Source organism: Plantactinospora sp. DSM 117369 (genome assembly GCF_053764795.1).
The window spans coordinates 3,839,514-3,854,637 of sequence record NZ_CM132446.1; the positions used below are offsets into that span (position 1 = coordinate 3,839,514).

Annotated in this window: 13 protein-coding genes and 2 riboswitches; of the genes, 9 read left to right on the forward strand and 4 right to left on the reverse strand. The window is 73.3% G+C overall.

Annotation, left to right across the window (positions count from 1 at the left end; all coding sequences use genetic code 11):
* Positions 1 to 70: 70 nt before the first annotated feature.
* Entirely contained in the window at positions 71 to 856 is a 786-nt protein-coding gene (locus ACSMXO_RS16710; RefSeq protein WP_455418440.1) for a HEAT repeat domain-containing protein, read from the forward strand.
* A gap of 78 nt (positions 857 to 934) precedes the next feature.
* Here ACSMXO_RS16710 and ACSMXO_RS16715 read toward each other — a convergent pair whose 3' ends face one another.
* Together ACSMXO_RS16715 and ACSMXO_RS16720 are read right to left on the reverse strand one after the other, a co-directional pair.
* The gene (locus ACSMXO_RS16715) at positions 935 to 1,570 is read right to left on the reverse strand and encodes a response regulator transcription factor (RefSeq protein ID WP_346256737.1); all 636 of its coding nucleotides are present in this window, start codon (positions 1,568 to 1,570) and stop codon (positions 935 to 937) included.
* Positions 1,522 to 2,757 (reverse strand): sensor histidine kinase, encoded by a 1,236-nt coding sequence (locus ACSMXO_RS16720; RefSeq protein WP_455418441.1) that lies wholly within the window; start codon positions 2,755 to 2,757, stop codon positions 1,522 to 1,524. The genes ACSMXO_RS16715 and ACSMXO_RS16720 overlap by 49 nt, the downstream gene beginning before the upstream one ends.
* Positions 2,758 to 2,937: 180 nt before the next feature.
* On the opposite strand from ACSMXO_RS16720, the gene ACSMXO_RS16725 reads away from it, so the two are divergent.
* Together ACSMXO_RS16725 and ACSMXO_RS16730 are read left to right on the forward strand one after the other, a co-directional pair.
* Entirely contained in the window at positions 2,938 to 3,969 is a 1,032-nt protein-coding gene (locus ACSMXO_RS16725; protein ID WP_346256739.1) for a fatty acid desaturase family protein, read from the forward strand.
* Between the two features lie 188 nt (positions 3,970 to 4,157).
* Positions 4,158 to 4,586: an STAS domain-containing protein gene (locus tag ACSMXO_RS16730; RefSeq protein ID WP_455418442.1), complete on the forward strand. Its 429-nt coding sequence runs from the start codon at positions 4,158 to 4,160 to the stop codon at positions 4,584 to 4,586.
* A 70-nt stretch (positions 4,587 to 4,656) separates the two neighbouring features.
* On the opposite strand, the gene cobN is transcribed toward ACSMXO_RS16730, so the two are convergent.
* A complete protein-coding gene (cobN, locus tag ACSMXO_RS16735) occupies positions 4,657 to 8,325 on the reverse strand; it encodes a cobaltochelatase subunit CobN (RefSeq protein WP_455418443.1) in 3,669 nt (1,222 codons plus the stop codon).
* Between the two features lie 56 nt (positions 8,326 to 8,381).
* Positions 8,382 to 8,455, reverse strand: a riboswitch (cobalamin riboswitch).
* Between the two features lie 68 nt (positions 8,456 to 8,523).
* On the opposite strand from cobN, the gene ACSMXO_RS16740 reads away from it, so the two are divergent.
* The 3 genes from ACSMXO_RS16740 to ACSMXO_RS16750 are packed head-to-tail and all read left to right on the forward strand — an operon-like array spanning position 8,524 to position 12,172.
* Entirely contained in the window at positions 8,524 to 9,816 is a 1,293-nt protein-coding gene (locus ACSMXO_RS16740) for a precorrin-3B synthase (RefSeq protein ID WP_455418444.1), read from the forward strand.
* The gene (locus tag ACSMXO_RS16745) at positions 9,813 to 10,442 is read left to right on the forward strand and encodes a precorrin-8X methylmutase (RefSeq protein ID WP_346256743.1); all 630 of its coding nucleotides are present in this window, start codon (positions 9,813 to 9,815) and stop codon (positions 10,440 to 10,442) included. Before ACSMXO_RS16740 ends, ACSMXO_RS16745 begins: the two co-directional genes overlap by 4 nt.
* Positions 10,439 to 12,172: a precorrin-2 C(20)-methyltransferase gene (locus tag ACSMXO_RS16750; protein WP_455418445.1), complete on the forward strand. Its 1,734-nt coding sequence runs from the start codon at positions 10,439 to 10,441 to the stop codon at positions 12,170 to 12,172. The genes ACSMXO_RS16745 and ACSMXO_RS16750 overlap by 4 nt, the downstream gene beginning before the upstream one ends.
* A 54-nt stretch (positions 12,173 to 12,226) precedes the next feature.
* On the opposite strand, the gene ACSMXO_RS16755 is transcribed toward ACSMXO_RS16750, so the two are convergent.
* Positions 12,227 to 12,973, reverse strand: a complete 747-nt coding sequence (locus ACSMXO_RS16755) for a cobalt-precorrin-6A reductase (RefSeq protein WP_455418446.1) — start codon at positions 12,971 to 12,973, stop codon at positions 12,227 to 12,229.
* Between the two features lie 199 nt (positions 12,974 to 13,172).
* A riboswitch (cobalamin riboswitch) is annotated at positions 13,173 to 13,315 on the forward strand.
* Positions 13,316 to 13,349: 34 nt separating this feature from the next.
* Here ACSMXO_RS16755 and ACSMXO_RS16760 point away from each other — a divergent pair.
* From ACSMXO_RS16760 to ACSMXO_RS16770, 3 genes are read left to right on the forward strand one after another with little or no spacing between them, the layout of a single operon-like run.
* Positions 13,350 to 13,553 (forward strand): CbtB domain-containing protein, encoded by a 204-nt coding sequence (locus ACSMXO_RS16760; RefSeq protein WP_346256746.1) that lies wholly within the window; start codon positions 13,350 to 13,352, stop codon positions 13,551 to 13,553.
* 13 nt (positions 13,554 to 13,566) lie between these two features.
* Positions 13,567 to 14,364, forward strand: coding sequence for a CbtA family protein (locus ACSMXO_RS16765; RefSeq protein ID WP_455418447.1), 798 nt, complete (start codon positions 13,567 to 13,569; stop codon positions 14,362 to 14,364).
* On the forward strand, positions 14,361 to 14,984 hold the full coding sequence (locus tag ACSMXO_RS16770; RefSeq protein ID WP_455418448.1) for a histidine phosphatase family protein: 624 nt from the start codon (positions 14,361 to 14,363) through the stop codon (positions 14,982 to 14,984). Before ACSMXO_RS16765 ends, ACSMXO_RS16770 begins: the two co-directional genes overlap by 4 nt.
* Positions 14,985 to 15,124: the final 140 nt, after the last annotated feature.

Below are 15,124 nucleotides of genomic sequence, written 5' to 3' on the forward strand. Positions count from 1 at the left end.
ACTCCTGGCGGACCAGGGTGACATGACGCCAACCCAGACCGCTCATCATTTGCGCGAGGTGGCGCAGTGGATGGAGCAGGCGGCCGAGAAGACGGCCACGAGAGCACGCGCGATCGAGGCCAAGTACGGCGAGGTGTTCCGGACCGCCCACACGATCTCCGGTGAGTACTACCAGCCGTACCTGGACTACCGGTCCGCGCCCGAGGAGGTCGCCACCGCCCTCCGGCTGCGCAGCCGGGCCCTTGCCCTGGCCCGTACCTACGACCGCCGGGCCAGGAGGCAGGCGCGGTTGGGTGCCCGGGCCGACCTGGCGGTGCTGCACGAGCGCGGCGACACCGCCGGCCTGCTGAAGGCGCTGGGCCACCGCAACCAGGACACCCGGCTGCGCGCCCTCTGGTTTCTGGCCGACCTGCGCCATGACGCTGCCGTGCAGCCGTTGATCGGCCTGCTCGACGATCCCGCGCTGACCGAGCAGGCGGCCAGGGCGCTCGGCCACATCGGCGACCCACGCGCCGTGGAACCGCTGATGTCCCTTGCCCAGCAGACGGGCGGTGCCGGCGATACCGCCGTCATCGCGCTCGGGAACATCGGTGATCCGCGAGCGACCGACGTCCTGCTCAACCGCCTGGCCAACCCCGCCGACTTCACCCTCAACACCGTAGCCAGAGCGCTTGGAAAGCTCGGCGACCCGCGGGCGGTGGAACCCATGCGCGCCGTCCTGAGCCGCCTCCGAGCCACCAGGCAGGAGAACGACGTAGGCAAACGCCTCCAGGCACTCTTCTGCAAATCCATCGAGGACGCGATCGATGAGATCGTCCGCGCGAACGGCCCCCGAGTCGGTGACGATCCTTCCTGAGAAGATCCCTACCGGAGCCTGCCGCGACGCCCGCCGGGCCGGAGTCGTGCTGGGTGCCTGGTGTCCCTTCCCCTGAGTTCAGGCATTGAGGTATGCGAGGACGGCGAGGACTCGGCGGTTGTCGTCGTCGGAGGGCGGCATATCTAGTTTGGTGAGGATGTTGTTGATGTGCTTGCTCACGGCTTTCTCGGTGATGCGGAGCTTGGCCGCGATCGCGGCGTTGGAGCGGCCTTCGGCCATCACGCCGAGCACCTCGCGTTCTCGGGCGGTGAGTACCGCGAGTGGCTCCCGGCGGGCGAGCAGTTGCGAGATCACTTCGGGGTCCATGGCGGTGCCGCCGTCGGCGACCCGGCGGACGGCGGCGACGAACTCGCCGACGTCCGACACGCGATCCTTGAGCAGGTAGCCGACACCGCCGTGCGGGGTGCTGAGCAGTTCGCGGGCGTAGAGGGGCTCGACGTGCTGGGAGAGCATGAGGACGGACAGGCCGGGGATCTGGGCGCGGGCCGCGATCGCGGCTTGCAGACCTTCGTCGGTGAATGTCGGGGGAAGGCGGACGTCGATGACCGCCACTTGTGGCTTGTGTGTGATCAGGGCGGGCAGCAGCGCTGGGCCGCTGTCGACCGCTGCGACGACGTCGAAGTCGAAGGCCTGCAGGAGGCGGGTCAGTCCGTCACGGAGGAGGGCATGGTCCTCGGCGATGACAATGCGCACGGCAGCTCCATGGTGATGACGGTGGGTCCCCCGGGCGGGCTCGACAGCGTGATCGTGCCATCGAACGCGGCGAGGCGGCGTTCGATGCCGCGCAGACCGGTGCCGGAGGCGGCGTCTGCACCTCCTGTGCCGTCGTCCGTGACGACCATCGTCAGTACTCCGTCGGTATGCCGTAACGACACCGATCCGGTGCGCGCGCGGCTGTGCCGGATCATGTTGGTCAGCGTCTCGGCGACGGCGAAGTACGCCGCGGACTCCACGGGTGTGTCGGGCCGGCCAGAAAGGGCGGCGTCGACCGTGATCGGGATCGGCAGGCTGAGCGCCAACGCCCGGACCGCGCCGTCGAGGCCGCGTTCGGCGAGTACCGGCGGGTGAATGCCGCGGACCAGGTGCCGCAGCTCGACGAGCGCTGTTCCGCTGGACTCACGCGCTTCGGCGAGCAGTTCGTGGGCCGCCACCGGGTTCCGGTCGATCAGTTCGTCGGCCAGACCGATCATCATGCCCAGCGAGACGAGGCGGGCCTGGACGCCGTCGTGCAGGTCGCGTTCGATGCGGCGCAGCTCCGCCGCCTGGGCATCCACGGTGTCAGCACGCGTCACCGTCAGCTGGGTGACGCGCAGCCGGAGTTCGGCAGCCCTGGTCGGCGCGAGGAAGAGCCGGGCGAAGTATGCGTCGACGCGACCCAGCCACGGCGCGGCCCACAGGCCGCCGGCGAGGATGACGGCGCCCTGCGGCAGACAGAGCAGTCCCTCACCGAACGTGTCGATGGACCAGATGGCGCCGTAGCCGTACCAGCCGGTGCCGAGCCAGACCCACAACGGTGTCAGGGTCAGACCCGCGAGCCCGTACAACGGCACGACCACACAGATCGTCCCGAGCGTGAACCCGACGATCGCGCCGGGCACGAGCCAGGCAAGATCGCGCCAGGTGGCCGGGTCGGTCACGATCCACCGGAAGCGCTGCCAGCCACCGGCCACGGCCCCATCCGGGGGCGGGTGGTACGGGCGTGTCACAAGGACACCGGTCCGTGAGGCACGTCTGCGTTCGAGATCAGCACGCATCCGGACCAGCGTCATCGTCCAGGGCACCAGCGCCAGACCGAGGAACGGCACCGGCGTCAGGGCCAACACGACAACGGACACGGCGAGCAGCGGTAGGTTGGTGAACGCCAGACCGATCCCGGCCATGCCGGACAGCACGGAGCGCGTACCGCTCCGGGCCCACCGGCCCAACCCTTCGCCAGTCGCGGCCGCGTTCACAGGTCATATTGTGCCCGCGGACTCATGGCTCAATCGTGGTGCTAGCACCTCCGCGATGGAGGACGTAGCGCTCCTGACGACGCGGCATCGAGCGGGTTTGATAGAAACATGACGATCACCATGACGCCGTCGCGGACAACGACCGGCAGCGACTTCGCCGTCCTGTCCCGGCGGATCAGCGGCGAAGGACTGATGCAGCGCCGACCCGCCTACTACGTCGTCCGACTGACTGTCGTCACGCTCATGTTCATCGGCGGTTGGACCGCGTTCTTCATCATCGGCTCATCCTGGTGGCAGTTGGTGACGGCCGCGTTCCTCGCCGTCACGTTCACCCAGGTCGCGCTCGTGGCGCATGATCTGGCGCACCGCCAGGTGTTCCGTACCAAACGTCCCGGGGAATTCGCCGGACGGCTGGCCGGAAACCTCGGGGTCGGGATGAGCTACGGCTGGTGGATGGAGAAGCACACCCGTCACCACAACAATCCCAACCATGACGACCTCGACCCGGACGTCGCGCCCGAGGTGCTCATCTGGGCCACGAAGTCGGCCCTCGGCCGGCGCGGGCTGAAGGGTTTCATCACCCGGCATCAGGCTGCGCTGTTCTTCCCGCTTCTCACCCTGCTCGCCGCCGACCTGAAGGTGTCCAGCATCAAGGCGTTGCGCAACGGCACCGTGAAGCGCCCCGGCCTGGAAACCACGCTGCTGATCCTGCACGCCGTCGGCTACCTCTCGGCACTGCTGATCGTTCTCTCGCCGCTGCAGGCCCTTGCCTTCCTGCTGGTACACCAAGCGCTGTTCGGCGTCTACCTCGGCATGACATTCGCACCGAACCACAAGGGCATGCCGCACCCGACCGGCGACGAGGACTACCTGCGTAAGCAGGTACTGACCTCCCGCAACGTCCGCGGCGGCTGGCTGACCGACACGGCGCTGGGCGGCCTGAACTACCAGATCGAGCACCACCTCTTCCCCGGCATGCCGACCCCCAACCTGCGCAAGGCCCAGCCGATCGTGCAGGCGTACTGTGCCGAGATCGGTGTCGCCTACGAACAGACCAGCCTCATCACCTCCTACCGGCAAGCCCTGCGACACCTGCACGAGGTGGGCGCACCGGCCCGCGCCGAACACGCGGCACGCTGAGCCAGGATTGCGTGTAGCCTTCGGGGTAGCCGCGCCGCACGGACGTGCGCAGCTTGTCGAGCCTGCAACGGTCCCGGTATTCGACAGGGTCGTTGCGTCCCGGCCTACGGTCCAGTCCTCGCCCGCCCTTCAAGCGATTCCTGTCTGAGTTGAGCTGGAGGAGCACGATGGCTCCCAACCTTTCGCCCGTGACCGCGCTCGCACAGCTACCCATCGACACACGTTATCCACAGCCAGCGACAGCCCGGCTCGGTGTGGCCGGAGAGATCGACCTGGCAACCGCGCCGGTGCTCCGCGACAAGCTGCTCACCCTGTTGCGGGATCAGACTCCCGCAGTCCTCATCGTGGACCTCGCCGGGGTTACGTTCCTGGACTGCGCCGGCATCGGCGCGCTCGTCGGCGTGCGCAACGCCGCTGGCGAGGCCGGATGCGAGCTGCGAGTCACCGATCCGCAGCCCTTCGTCCGCCGCGTCCTGGAGGTGAGCGGGTTGCTCGGAGTCCTCACCGTCTCCACCGATCAGCCGCGGCGCCTTCGCCCAAGATCGAAATATCCGTTCGGGACGAGGTCCGCCGCTGCGATCGCGGCGGAGCCACCCGGCGTGGTGGTTGCCGCCTGACCGCGACCCGCTACCTGGGCATCCGATTCCGTCCCGCCAGCCCAGCGCAAGGTGACGAACGGTCAAGGACTCACCCGGAGCCCTCCAGGTCGCCCTCGACCCGGAGGTAGGTTTCCCGCAGCGCCGCCATCGTCGCCGGGTCGGGTTTCGCCCACAGTCCCCGGTCGGCCGCCTCGGAGAGCCGTTCGATGATGTTCCGCAGCGCCCACGGATTGGACCGGCGCAGGAACTCCTGGTTCTCGGCGTCGAGGGCGTACGTCCGCGCCAGGTCCTCGTACATCCAGTCGGCGACGACCCCGGCCGTGGCGTCGTAGCCGAAGAGGTAGTCGACGGTGGCGGCCAGCTCGAACGCGCCCTTGTAGCCGTGCCGGCGCATCGCCGCCAGCCAGCGCGGATTCACCACCCGGGCCCGGAACACCCGGGCGGTCTCCTCGGTCAGCGACCGGGTCCGCACCGCGTCCGGGGTGGTGCTGTCCCCGATGTACGCCCGGGGCGCCTGCCCGGTCAGCGCCCGCACCGTGGCGATCATCCCGCCGTGGTACTGGAAGTAGTCGTCGGAGTCGGCGATGTCGTGTTCCCGGGTGTCGGTGTTCTTCGCCGCCACCGCGATCCGCCGGTACGCGTCCTCCATCTCCTCCCGGGCCGGCCGCCCGTCCAGCCCGCGCCCGTAGGCGAAGCCGCCCCAGACGGTGTAGACCTCGGCCAGGTCGGCGTCGTCCCGCCAGTTCCCGCTGTCGATCAGCGGCAGCAGCCCGGCCCCGTACGCGCCCGGCTTGGAGCCGAAGATCCGGCTCGTCGCCCTGCGCTCGTCTCCGTGCCGGGCGGCGTCGGCCCGGACGTGGGCCCGCAGGAAGTTCTGCTCGTCCGGCTCGTCAAGCCCGGCCACCGCCCGGATCGCGTCGTCGAGCAGCAGCACCACGTGCGGGAACGCGTCCCGGAAGAAGCCGCTGATCCGCACCGTCACGTCGATGCGCGGCCGGCCCAGCTCGGCCAGCGGGACGATCTCGAAGCCGTTGACCCGGCGGGACGCCTCGTCCCAGGTCGGTGTCACGCCGATCAGCGCCAGCACCTCGGCCACGTCGTCCCCGGCGGTCCGCATCGCCGAGGTGCCCCAGGCGGAGAGCCCGACCGAGCGCGGCCACTCGCCGGTGTCCCGCCGGTACCGCTCGACCAGCGAGGTCGCCATCGCCTGCCCGGTGGCGTACGCCAACCGGCTCGGGATCGCCTTCGGGTCCACGGTGTAGAAGTTCCGGCCGGTCGGCAGCACGTTGACCAGTCCGCGCAGCGGCGACCCGCTCGGCCCGGCCGGCACGTACCCGCCGTCGAGGGCGTGCAGCAGGTGGGTCAGCTCGTCGGTGGTCCGGGCCAGCCGGGGTACCACCTCGGTGACGGCGAACTCCAGCACCGGGCGTACCGCCGCGGCGCGCGGATCGTCGGCGCCGAGCACGTCGTGCAGCACGACGGGTACCGCCTCGACCGCCCAGTCCCGGGCCTCCATCGCCTCGACCAGGGCCCGGGCCACCGCCTCGACCCGGTCGACCTCTGCGGTGCCCTGCTGGTCGCCGCCCTCGGCCAGCCCGAGTGCGGCCCGGAGCCCGTCCACGGCGCCGGCCCGGCCGCCCCAGACCTGCCGGGCGCGCAGGATCGCCAGCACCAGATTGATCCGGGCCGCGCCGGTCGGTGGCTCGCCGAGCACGTGCAGGCCGTCCCGGATCTGCGCGTCCTTCACCTCGCAGAGCCAGCCGTCCACGTGCAGCAGGAACTCGTCGAACTCGGCGTCGTGCGGGCGTTGCTCCAGCCCCAGGTCGTGGTCGAGCCGGGCGGCCTGGATCAGCGTCCAGATCTGTCCCCGGATCGCCGGCAGCTTGGCCGGGTCCATCGCGGCGATGTTGGCGTACTCGTCGAGGAGCTGCTCCAGCCGGGCGATGTCGCCGTAGCTCTCCGCCCGGGCCATCGGCGGCACCAGGTGGTCGACGATCACCGCGTGCGCCCGCCGCTTCGCCTGCGCTCCCTCGCCGGGATCGTTGACCAGGAACGGATAGACCAGCGGCAGCGAGCCGAGTACCGCGTCCGGGCCGCAGGAGGCGGAGAGCCCGACGGTCTTGCCGGGCAGCCACTCCAGCGAGCCGTGCTTGCCCAGGTGCACCACGGCGTGCGTGCCGAACTCCTCGTCCAGCCACCGGTACGCGGCCAGGTAGTGGTGTGTCGGCGGCAGGTCGGGGTCGTGGTAGATGGCGACCGGATTCTCGCCGAAGCCACGCGGCGGCTGGATCATCAGCACCACGTTGCCGGCCCGCAGGCAGGCGAGCACGATCTCGCCGTCCGGGTCCCGGGAGGTGTCGACGTAGAGCTGCCCGGGTGGCGGCCCCCAGTGTGCGACCATCGATTCGCGCAGCTCCGTCGGCAGTGCGTCGAAAGAGGGCCGGTAGCGGGACAGCGGGATCCGTACCGGGTTGGCGGCGAGCTGTTCCTCGGTGAGGAACTCCTGGTCCTGGCCACCGGCCGCGATCAGCGCGTGAATCAGCCGGTCGCCGTCCGGCAGCCCGGCGTCGGGGGAGCCGGCGGTCACCGGGCCCACCCCCGGCAGCGCGTCCGGGCCGTCGACCGGGCCGACGTCGTAGCCGAGGTCCCGCATCGTCCGGAGCAGGCGTACCGCGCTGGCCGGGGTGTCCAGCCCGACCGCGTTGCCGACCCGGGCGTGCTTGGTCGGATAGGCCGACAGCACCAGGGCGATCCGGCGCTGCTCGGCCGGGGTGTGCCGGAGCCGGGCCAGCCGGACGGCGGTGCCGGCGACCCGGGCGGCCCGCTCCGGGTCCGCCACGTAGCGGGGCAGCCCGTCGGTGTCGGTCTCCTTGAACGAGAACGGCACGGTGATCAACCGACCGTCGAACTCCGGCACCGCGACCTGGGTCGCCGCGTCCAGCGGGGAGAGGCCGTCGGCACTGTCCGACCAGGACGCCCGGGTCGAGGTGAGGCAGAGCGCCTGGAGGATCGGCACGTCGAGCGCGGCCAGCGCGCCGACGTCCCAGGACTCCTCGGTGCCGCCGGCGGCGGCGTCCGCCGGGCGGGTGCCGCCGGCCGCCAGCACCGTGACCAGCAGCGCGTCGGCCGCACCGAGCGTCGCCAGCAGCTCCGGTTCCGGGGTACGCAGGCTGGCGCAGAAGACCGGCAGCGGCTGGCCGCCCGCCTCCTCGACCGCCTCGGCCAGCGCGTCGACGAAGCCGGTGTTCCCGCTGAGCTGGTGCGCCCGGTAGTAGAGGATGCCGACCACCGGCCCGGTCGCCGGGCGGGGCGGGCGGGGCCGGACGCCCCAGTTCGGCTGCGCGACCGGCGGGGCGAAGCCGTGCCCGGTCAGCAGCACCGTGTCGGAGAGGAAGGCGTGCAGCTCGCGCAGGTTCTCCGGCCCGCCCTGGGCCAGGTAGGCGTGCGCCTGCGCGGCGGTGCCGGCCGGCACCGTGGACCGGGCCATCAGGTCGGCGTCCGGGGTCTGTTCGCCGCCGAGCGCCACCACCGGCCGGGTGCCGGCGCACAACGTGGCCAGCCCGTCGGCCCACATCCGGGCGCCGCCGAGGATCCGCACCACCACCAGGTCGACGCCGTCGACCAGGTCGGTCAGCTCGGCCAGGTCGATCCGGGCCGGGTTCGCCAGCCGGTACGCCGCGCCGCTGGCCCGGGCGGAGAGCAGGTCCGTGTCCGAAGTGGACAAGAGCAGGATGGTGGCAGCGTCCGCCGCAGGCATGGGTGGCTCCTCCCCGGGTCCGCGCCCGTGGTCGTGGTCCGTGTGACGGTGGTCCGGAGTGTCTGGCTCCCGACCCGTACGCAGGTCGGTGACAGTGGCGGGACCGCCCCGGACTCGCACCGGGTTCCTCCGGGTCCACCGCGTGATGCATTTCTCGCCGCCGGCGGGCGCCGAGGACCACGACTCTACGATGAGCCCGTGTCCGTCCTCGCCACCCCGTCCCCCCGGCCGCCGGAGGACCGCTGTCCCGGTGCGCTGCGGGCACACCAGGCCGCCGACGGGCTGCTGGTGCGGGTGCGGCTGCCCGGCGGTCAACTGCGCCCCACCCAACTGCGCGTCCTCGCCGATCTCGCCCGGATCGAGTCCGACGGCGCGCTGGAGCTGACCTCCCGGGGCAACCTCCAACTCCGCCGCCTCGCCGACGACGTCGCGGTACGCCGGGTCGCCGACCGCATCGCCGACGCCGGCCTGCTGCCCACCGCCACCCACGAGCGGGTACGCAACCTGCTGGCCTCCCCGCTGAGCGGGCGGGACCGGGCCGGGCGGCTCGACGTACGCCCGCTGGTGCGGGACCTCGACGCGGCGCTGCGCGGCGCCGCCGACCTGGCGTCGCTCAGCGGCCGGTTCCTGTTCGCCCTCGACGACGGCCGGCACGACGTCGCCGCCCTCGGTGCCGACCTGTGCTGGACCGGTGGCTCGCAGACCCTCTGGCTGGCCGGCACCGACACCGGGCTGCGGGCCGGCCCGGACGACGTCGTCGAGCTGCTGATCGCGGCCGCCCGCGCCTTCCTGCGGGTCCGGGGTGAGCGCCCGGACCTGTGGCGGCTGGCGGACCTGCCGGACGGGCCAGCCCGGGTGACCGCCGCGCTCGGCCGCCCCACCGCCGCGCTCGGCCGCCCCACCGCCGAGGTCGCGGCCCCGACCGGGATGTCCGGTGCCGCTCCGGCGCCGTTCTCCGCTGCGGTCGCGGTCCCGACCGGGAGGTGCGGTGGCACCCCGGCACCGCTGGTGGGCGTCCACCCGGACGGTGTGTTGGTGGCCGGGGTCCGGCTCGGCCGGTTGACCGCCGACCAGGCCCACCTGCTGGCCGACCTCGCCGGCACGGACGAGATCATCGTCACCCCGTGGCGCAGCCTGGTGCTCGACACCGGCGGACCCGATATCGTCGGCCGGCTGGCCACGGCCGGGCTGCTGGTCGACCCGGCCTCGCCCTGGCTCGGCGTGACCGCCTGCACCGGTCGACCCGGCTGCGCCAGCGCCCTCGCCGACGTGCGGGGGGACGTCACCGAGGCGCTGGCCGACGCCGGCCCGATGGGCCGGGCGGCGCTTCCGGTGCACGTGGTCGGCTGCGAGCGCCGCTGCGGCCGACCGGCCGGACCGGCCGTACTGGTGGTCGCCACCGGCACCGGATACCGGATCGAGGCCGGCGGCACCAGCCGACCGGGCACCCCGGCGGCCGCCCTGGTCGCACGGGCAGAAAGGCAGAAGTGAGCTACGAGTACATCCGCGACGGTGCGGAGATCTACCGGCGGTCGTTCGCGACCATCCGGGCCGAGGCCGATCTCTCCGGGCTGCCGCCGGAGATCGCGCCGGTGGTGGTCCGGATGATCCACGCCAGCGGCAGCGTCGACCTGACCGACGACGTCGAGGTCGCACCCGACCTGGTCCGCGCCGGTCGGACCGCGCTGCGGGCCGGCGCGCCGGTCCTCTGCGACGCGGTGATGGTGGCCGCCGGCATCACCCGGGCCCGGCTGCCCCGCGACAACGAGGTGCTCTGCACGCTGCGCGACCCCGAGGTGCCCGAGCTCGCGCGCCGGCTCGGCACCACCCGCAGCGCCGCCGCCCTCGAATTGTGGCGGGACCGGCTCGACGGCGCCGTGGTGGCGATCGGCAACGCCCCCACCGCGCTGTTCCGGCTGCTGGAGATGATCGACGAGGGGGCCGCCCGACCGGCGGCGATCGTCGGCGTACCGGTGGGGTTCATCGGGGCGGCCGAGTCGAAGCAGGCGCTGGCCGGGCACGACGCCGGCATTCCGTACCTGGTGGTGCACGGTCGGCGCGGCGGCAGCGCCATCACCGCCGCCGCCGTCAACGCGATCGCGAGCGAGGTCGAATGAGCGCGACCGAGCCCGGCGGCGCGTCGGTGGGGCCGGCGCGGGTCGGCGCTGGCGGCGGTGAGCGGACGGCCGGCGCGGCCGGCGGCGGTGGGTCGGCTGCGGCCGGCGGTGGTGGGTCGGTGGCGATCGGCGGCGGTGGGTCGGCTGCGGCCGGCGGCCGGCGGCCGGGCACGCTGCGTGGCGTCGGCGTCGGTCCGGGCGATCCCGAACTGGTGACGGTGAAGGCGGCCCGGCTGATCGGCGCCGCCGACGTGATCGCCTACTACTCGGCCCGGCACGGCCGGAGCATCGCCCGGTCCATCGCCGAGCCCTACTTCCGGGACGGCCAACTGACCGAGCCGCTGGTCTATCCGGTCACCACCGAGACCACCGACCATCCGGGCGGCTACGAGGCGGCGATCACCGAGTTCTACGACGCCAGCGCCGAGCGGCTGGCAGCGCACCTGTCGGCCGGTCGGGACGTGGTGGTGATCTGCGCGGGCGACCCGATGTTCTACGGCTCCTACATGTACCTGCACGAGCGGCTGGCGCACCGGTTTCCCGCCGAGGTGGTACCCGGAGTCACCTCGATCAGCGCCGCCACCGCCGTACTGGGCAGGCCGCTGGTCGAGCGGGACGAGGTGCTCACCGTACTGCCCGGCACGCTGCCAGCCGACGAGTTGACCCGCCGGCTGGCCGACACCGACGCCGCCGCCGTACTCAAACTGGGGCGGACGTTTCCGCGGGTACGGTCGGCGTTCGCCGATGCCGGACGGCTGGCCGACGCCTGGTACGTCGAGCGGGCCACCACCGCCACCGGCCGGGAACTGCCGCTGGCCGAGGTCGACCCGGACGGGGTGCCGTACTTCTCCCTCGCCGTGCTGACCAGTCCCACCGGCGACGCGGTCGCGGCCGGCGTCGGCGCGACACCCGGCGTGGCGGCGTCGACCGCCCCGACGCCGGTGACCGAGGGCGGGGCGGTGGCCGAGGGCGGGGCGGTGGCCGGCAGGGTGACCGTGGTCGGCCTCGGCCCCGCCGGCAGCGGCTGGCTCACCCCCGAGACCAGTCAGGCGCTGCGCGAGGCGGAACACCTGGTCGGCTACGGCCCGTACGTCGACCGGGTGCCGCACCGTCCCGGACAGCACCGGCACACCTCCGGCAACCAGGTCGAGATCGAGCGGGCCCGGCACGCCCTGGAGCTCGCCCTGGCCGGCGCCCGGGTGGCGGTGGTCTCCTCCGGCGACCCGGGGGTCTTCGCGATGGCCACGGCGGTGCTGGAGGTCGCCACCACCGACGAGCGGTTCGGCGCCGTGCCGGTACGGGTGCTGCCCGGGCTGACCGCGGCGCAGGCCGCGGCGAGCCGGATCGGTGCCCCGCTCGGCCACGACTTCGCGGTGCTCTCGCTCTCGGACCGGTTGAAGCCCTGGGCCGTGATCGAGCAGCGGTTGGCCGGCGCGGCCGCCGCCGACCTGGTGCTGGCGCTCTACAACCCGGCCTCGGCCAGCCGCCGGTGGCAGGTCGAGGCGGCCCAGAAGGTGCTGCTCCGGCACCGGAGCGCGGACACTCCGGTGGTGATCGCCCGGGACGTGGGCCGCCCGGGGGAGCGGATCACCGTGGTCCCGCTGACCGAACTCGATCCGTCCGATGTGGACATGCGCTGCCTGCTGATCGTCGGCTCGTCCACCACTCGGACGAACCGGCGGGCGGACGGTTCGACCGTGGTCTGGACGCCCCGGACCTATCCCGGCTGACGGTCCCGGCCACCGCCGTACCCGCGGCGCCACGGGTACGGCGGCGGCCCAGCCTCACGGCAGCGCGGTCTCCAGCCAGGCCAGCGCCGCAGCCACCTCGGTGGCCGTCGCCGGCAGGGCGATCGGCGCCGGTCGCTCCACCAGCACCACCGGCAGCCCCAGCTCGCGGGCGGCGACCAGCTTCGCCATCGTGTACGTCCCACCGCTGTCCTTGCTGACCAGCACGTCGATCCGGTGCGCCGTCAGCAGTTCCCGCTCGGTCGCCACCTGGTACGGCCCACGGTCGCGCAGCACCGTCACGTTCTCCGGCAACGGGATCGTCGGCTCGTCGACCACCCGGACCAGCAGCCAGGTGCCGGTCAGGTGCAGGAACGCGCCCAGTCCCTGCCGGCCGGTGGTGACGAAGGCCCGGCGGCCCAGCCGGGGCACCAGCTCGGCGGCGGCGGCGAGATCGGGCACCCGGTGCCACCGGTCCCCGGGACCCGCCGTCCAGCCGGGACGCTCCAACCGCAGGTACGATACTCCGGTCGCCTCGGCCGCCCGGACCGCCGACGACCTGATCCGTGCCGCGTACGGGTGTGTGGCGTCGACGAGCACGTCGACCCGGTGCTCGGCCAGCCAACGGGTGAGTCCGGCCGGTCCGCCGAACCCGCCGATCCGCACCTCGCCGACCGGCAGCCGGGGATCGGCGACCCGGCCGGCCAGCGAGGAGACCACCACGGTGTCGGGACGCCCGACCAGTGCGGCGGCCAGTTCCCGCGCCTCGGCGGTGCCGCCGAGCAGCAGCACCCGGGTCGTCACGGCGCGACCGTAACGGCCGGCTCCGGCCGGGACAACCCGGCGGCCGTCGGGTGGTGACCTCCGACACCCGAGTGGCCGGCACCGACCCGCCACCCGCCGGTCGCCGGAGCGGGTTCCCCGGCCGGTGGACCCGGCGGTGCGGCGTACCGGGCCGGTCCCGGCCCCCGCCGCCCGACCGGTGTCCCGGTTGACCGGCAGGTACCGCCCGGCTACGGTCGACTGGCCATCTGCGGCGGTACGAGGGAAGCCGGTGAAAGTCCGGCGCGGTCGCGCCACTGTGAGCGGTCCCGACCCCGGTCGGGTCCCGCGAGCCAGGACGCTCGGTCGTCGCAGCCTGTCGATGGGGACGCGTCATCCCCGAGGAGGTCTCACGCGCATGTCCAGCCCTGTCCCGGCCCGTCCGCTCAGTCACCCGGTCGTCTCCGCCCGGCTACTGTGGACGGCCCTCGCCGTCGTGGCCCTGCTCGCCCTGCTGACCTACCTGGTCGCGTTCGACCAGGGGGCCGTCTCGCGCAGCGGCACGTACCTGCACGAGCTGATGCACGACGGCCGGCACCTGCTCGGCGTACCCTGCCACTGATCGACGTCCCGCCGTGCCGACGTTCCTGTCCGTACTGCTGCGTGGCCTGCTCGCAGGCCTGGTCGCCGGTCTGATCGCCGGGACCTTCGCCTACCTGGTCGGCGAGCCGCGGATCGACGCCGCGATCGCGATCGAGGAACAGGCGACCCACTCCGCACCCGAGGTCGGGGCCGACCACCACGCCGAGGAACTGGTCGGTCGCGACGGTCAGCGCGCCGGGCTGTTCCTGGCCACCGGGCTGTTCGGCGCCGCGATGGGCGGCCTGCTCGCCACCGGGTACGTCCTGCTACGCCGTCGACTCCGCACCTCCGACGACGGCCGGGCGGCGCTGCTGCTGGCCGGCGCGGCGCTGCTCGGCGCGGTCGTCGTACCGTTCGGCAAGTATCCGGCGAACCCGCCGGCGGTCGGCAATCCGGCCACCATCGACCAGCGGACCGGCAGCTACCTGCTGCTGGTGCTGCTCGGCCTGGTGGCCGTCTGGGCCGGGGCCCTGGCACACCGCTCGATATCCCCGCATGGCTCGGAGGCACTGCGGGCCGCAGCGGGGTTCGGCGCGTTTCTGCTGGTCACGATGGTCGCCTACACCGTGCTGCCGTCGTTCGCGGAGGTGCCGGACGACTTCCCGGCGACCCTGCTGTGGGAGTTCCGGCTCGCCTCCCTGGGCACCCAGGTGGTGCTCTGGACCGGGATCGGCCTGTTCTTCGCCGTGCTGCTCGGCAGGCGGGGCCGGGACCGGCAGCCGTCCGTCGACAGTGGATCCGAGCGGTCCGCCGAGACGCCGGACGGTGCCGAGGCCCCGGCCGGACGGTGAGCCCGACCAGCCTGCACCTGGTCGCGCACGCCCACACCGCCGCGCTGCGGCGGGCGGTGTTCGGCGGTGGCGACGACAGCCTGGATCCCGCCGGCCTGGCGGCGGCCCGCGCGCTGGCCCGCACCGGGCCGGGTCGGCGCGGGCCGTTCGGCCGGATCGACGCCTGCTTCAGTACTCCCGCCGAGGCGGGCCGGCAGACCGCGTACGCGCTCGGCCTGCAGCCCACCGCCGTGCCCGCGCTGGCCGACTGCGACTACGGCCGGTGGACCGGGGTGCCGCTGGCCGAGGTCGGCGCCCGGGAGCCCGACGCGCTGCGGGACTGGCTCGGTATGCCGGACGTCGCCCCGCACGGCGGCGAGTCCGTCGAGGCGCTGCTCGACCGGGTCGACCGATGGCTGACCGGGCAGCGCGACCGCGGTGGGCGGATCGTCGCCGTCACCCATCCGGCGGTGGTCCGGGCCGCGCTGGTCCGGGCGCTGCGACTGCCGGCCGCCACCTTCTGGCGGCTGGATGTGGCGCCGCTGGCGGTGGTCCGGCTGACCGGGCGCGGACCGGGCTGGCAGCTCCGGATTGGCGCCCCGCCCCACGCCGCCGAGGCTGACGGCGCCGACCCGGAATAGCCGGCGGGCCGACCTGGTTCCCCAGGTATATTTGACGCGTCAACGAGATGGGGGACGGTCGTGCGGGCACAGCGGTGCGGCCTGACCCGCCGGCGCGCCCCGGCGGCCCCGTTTTCGGCGCCGCGCTGCGCCGTCCCGAG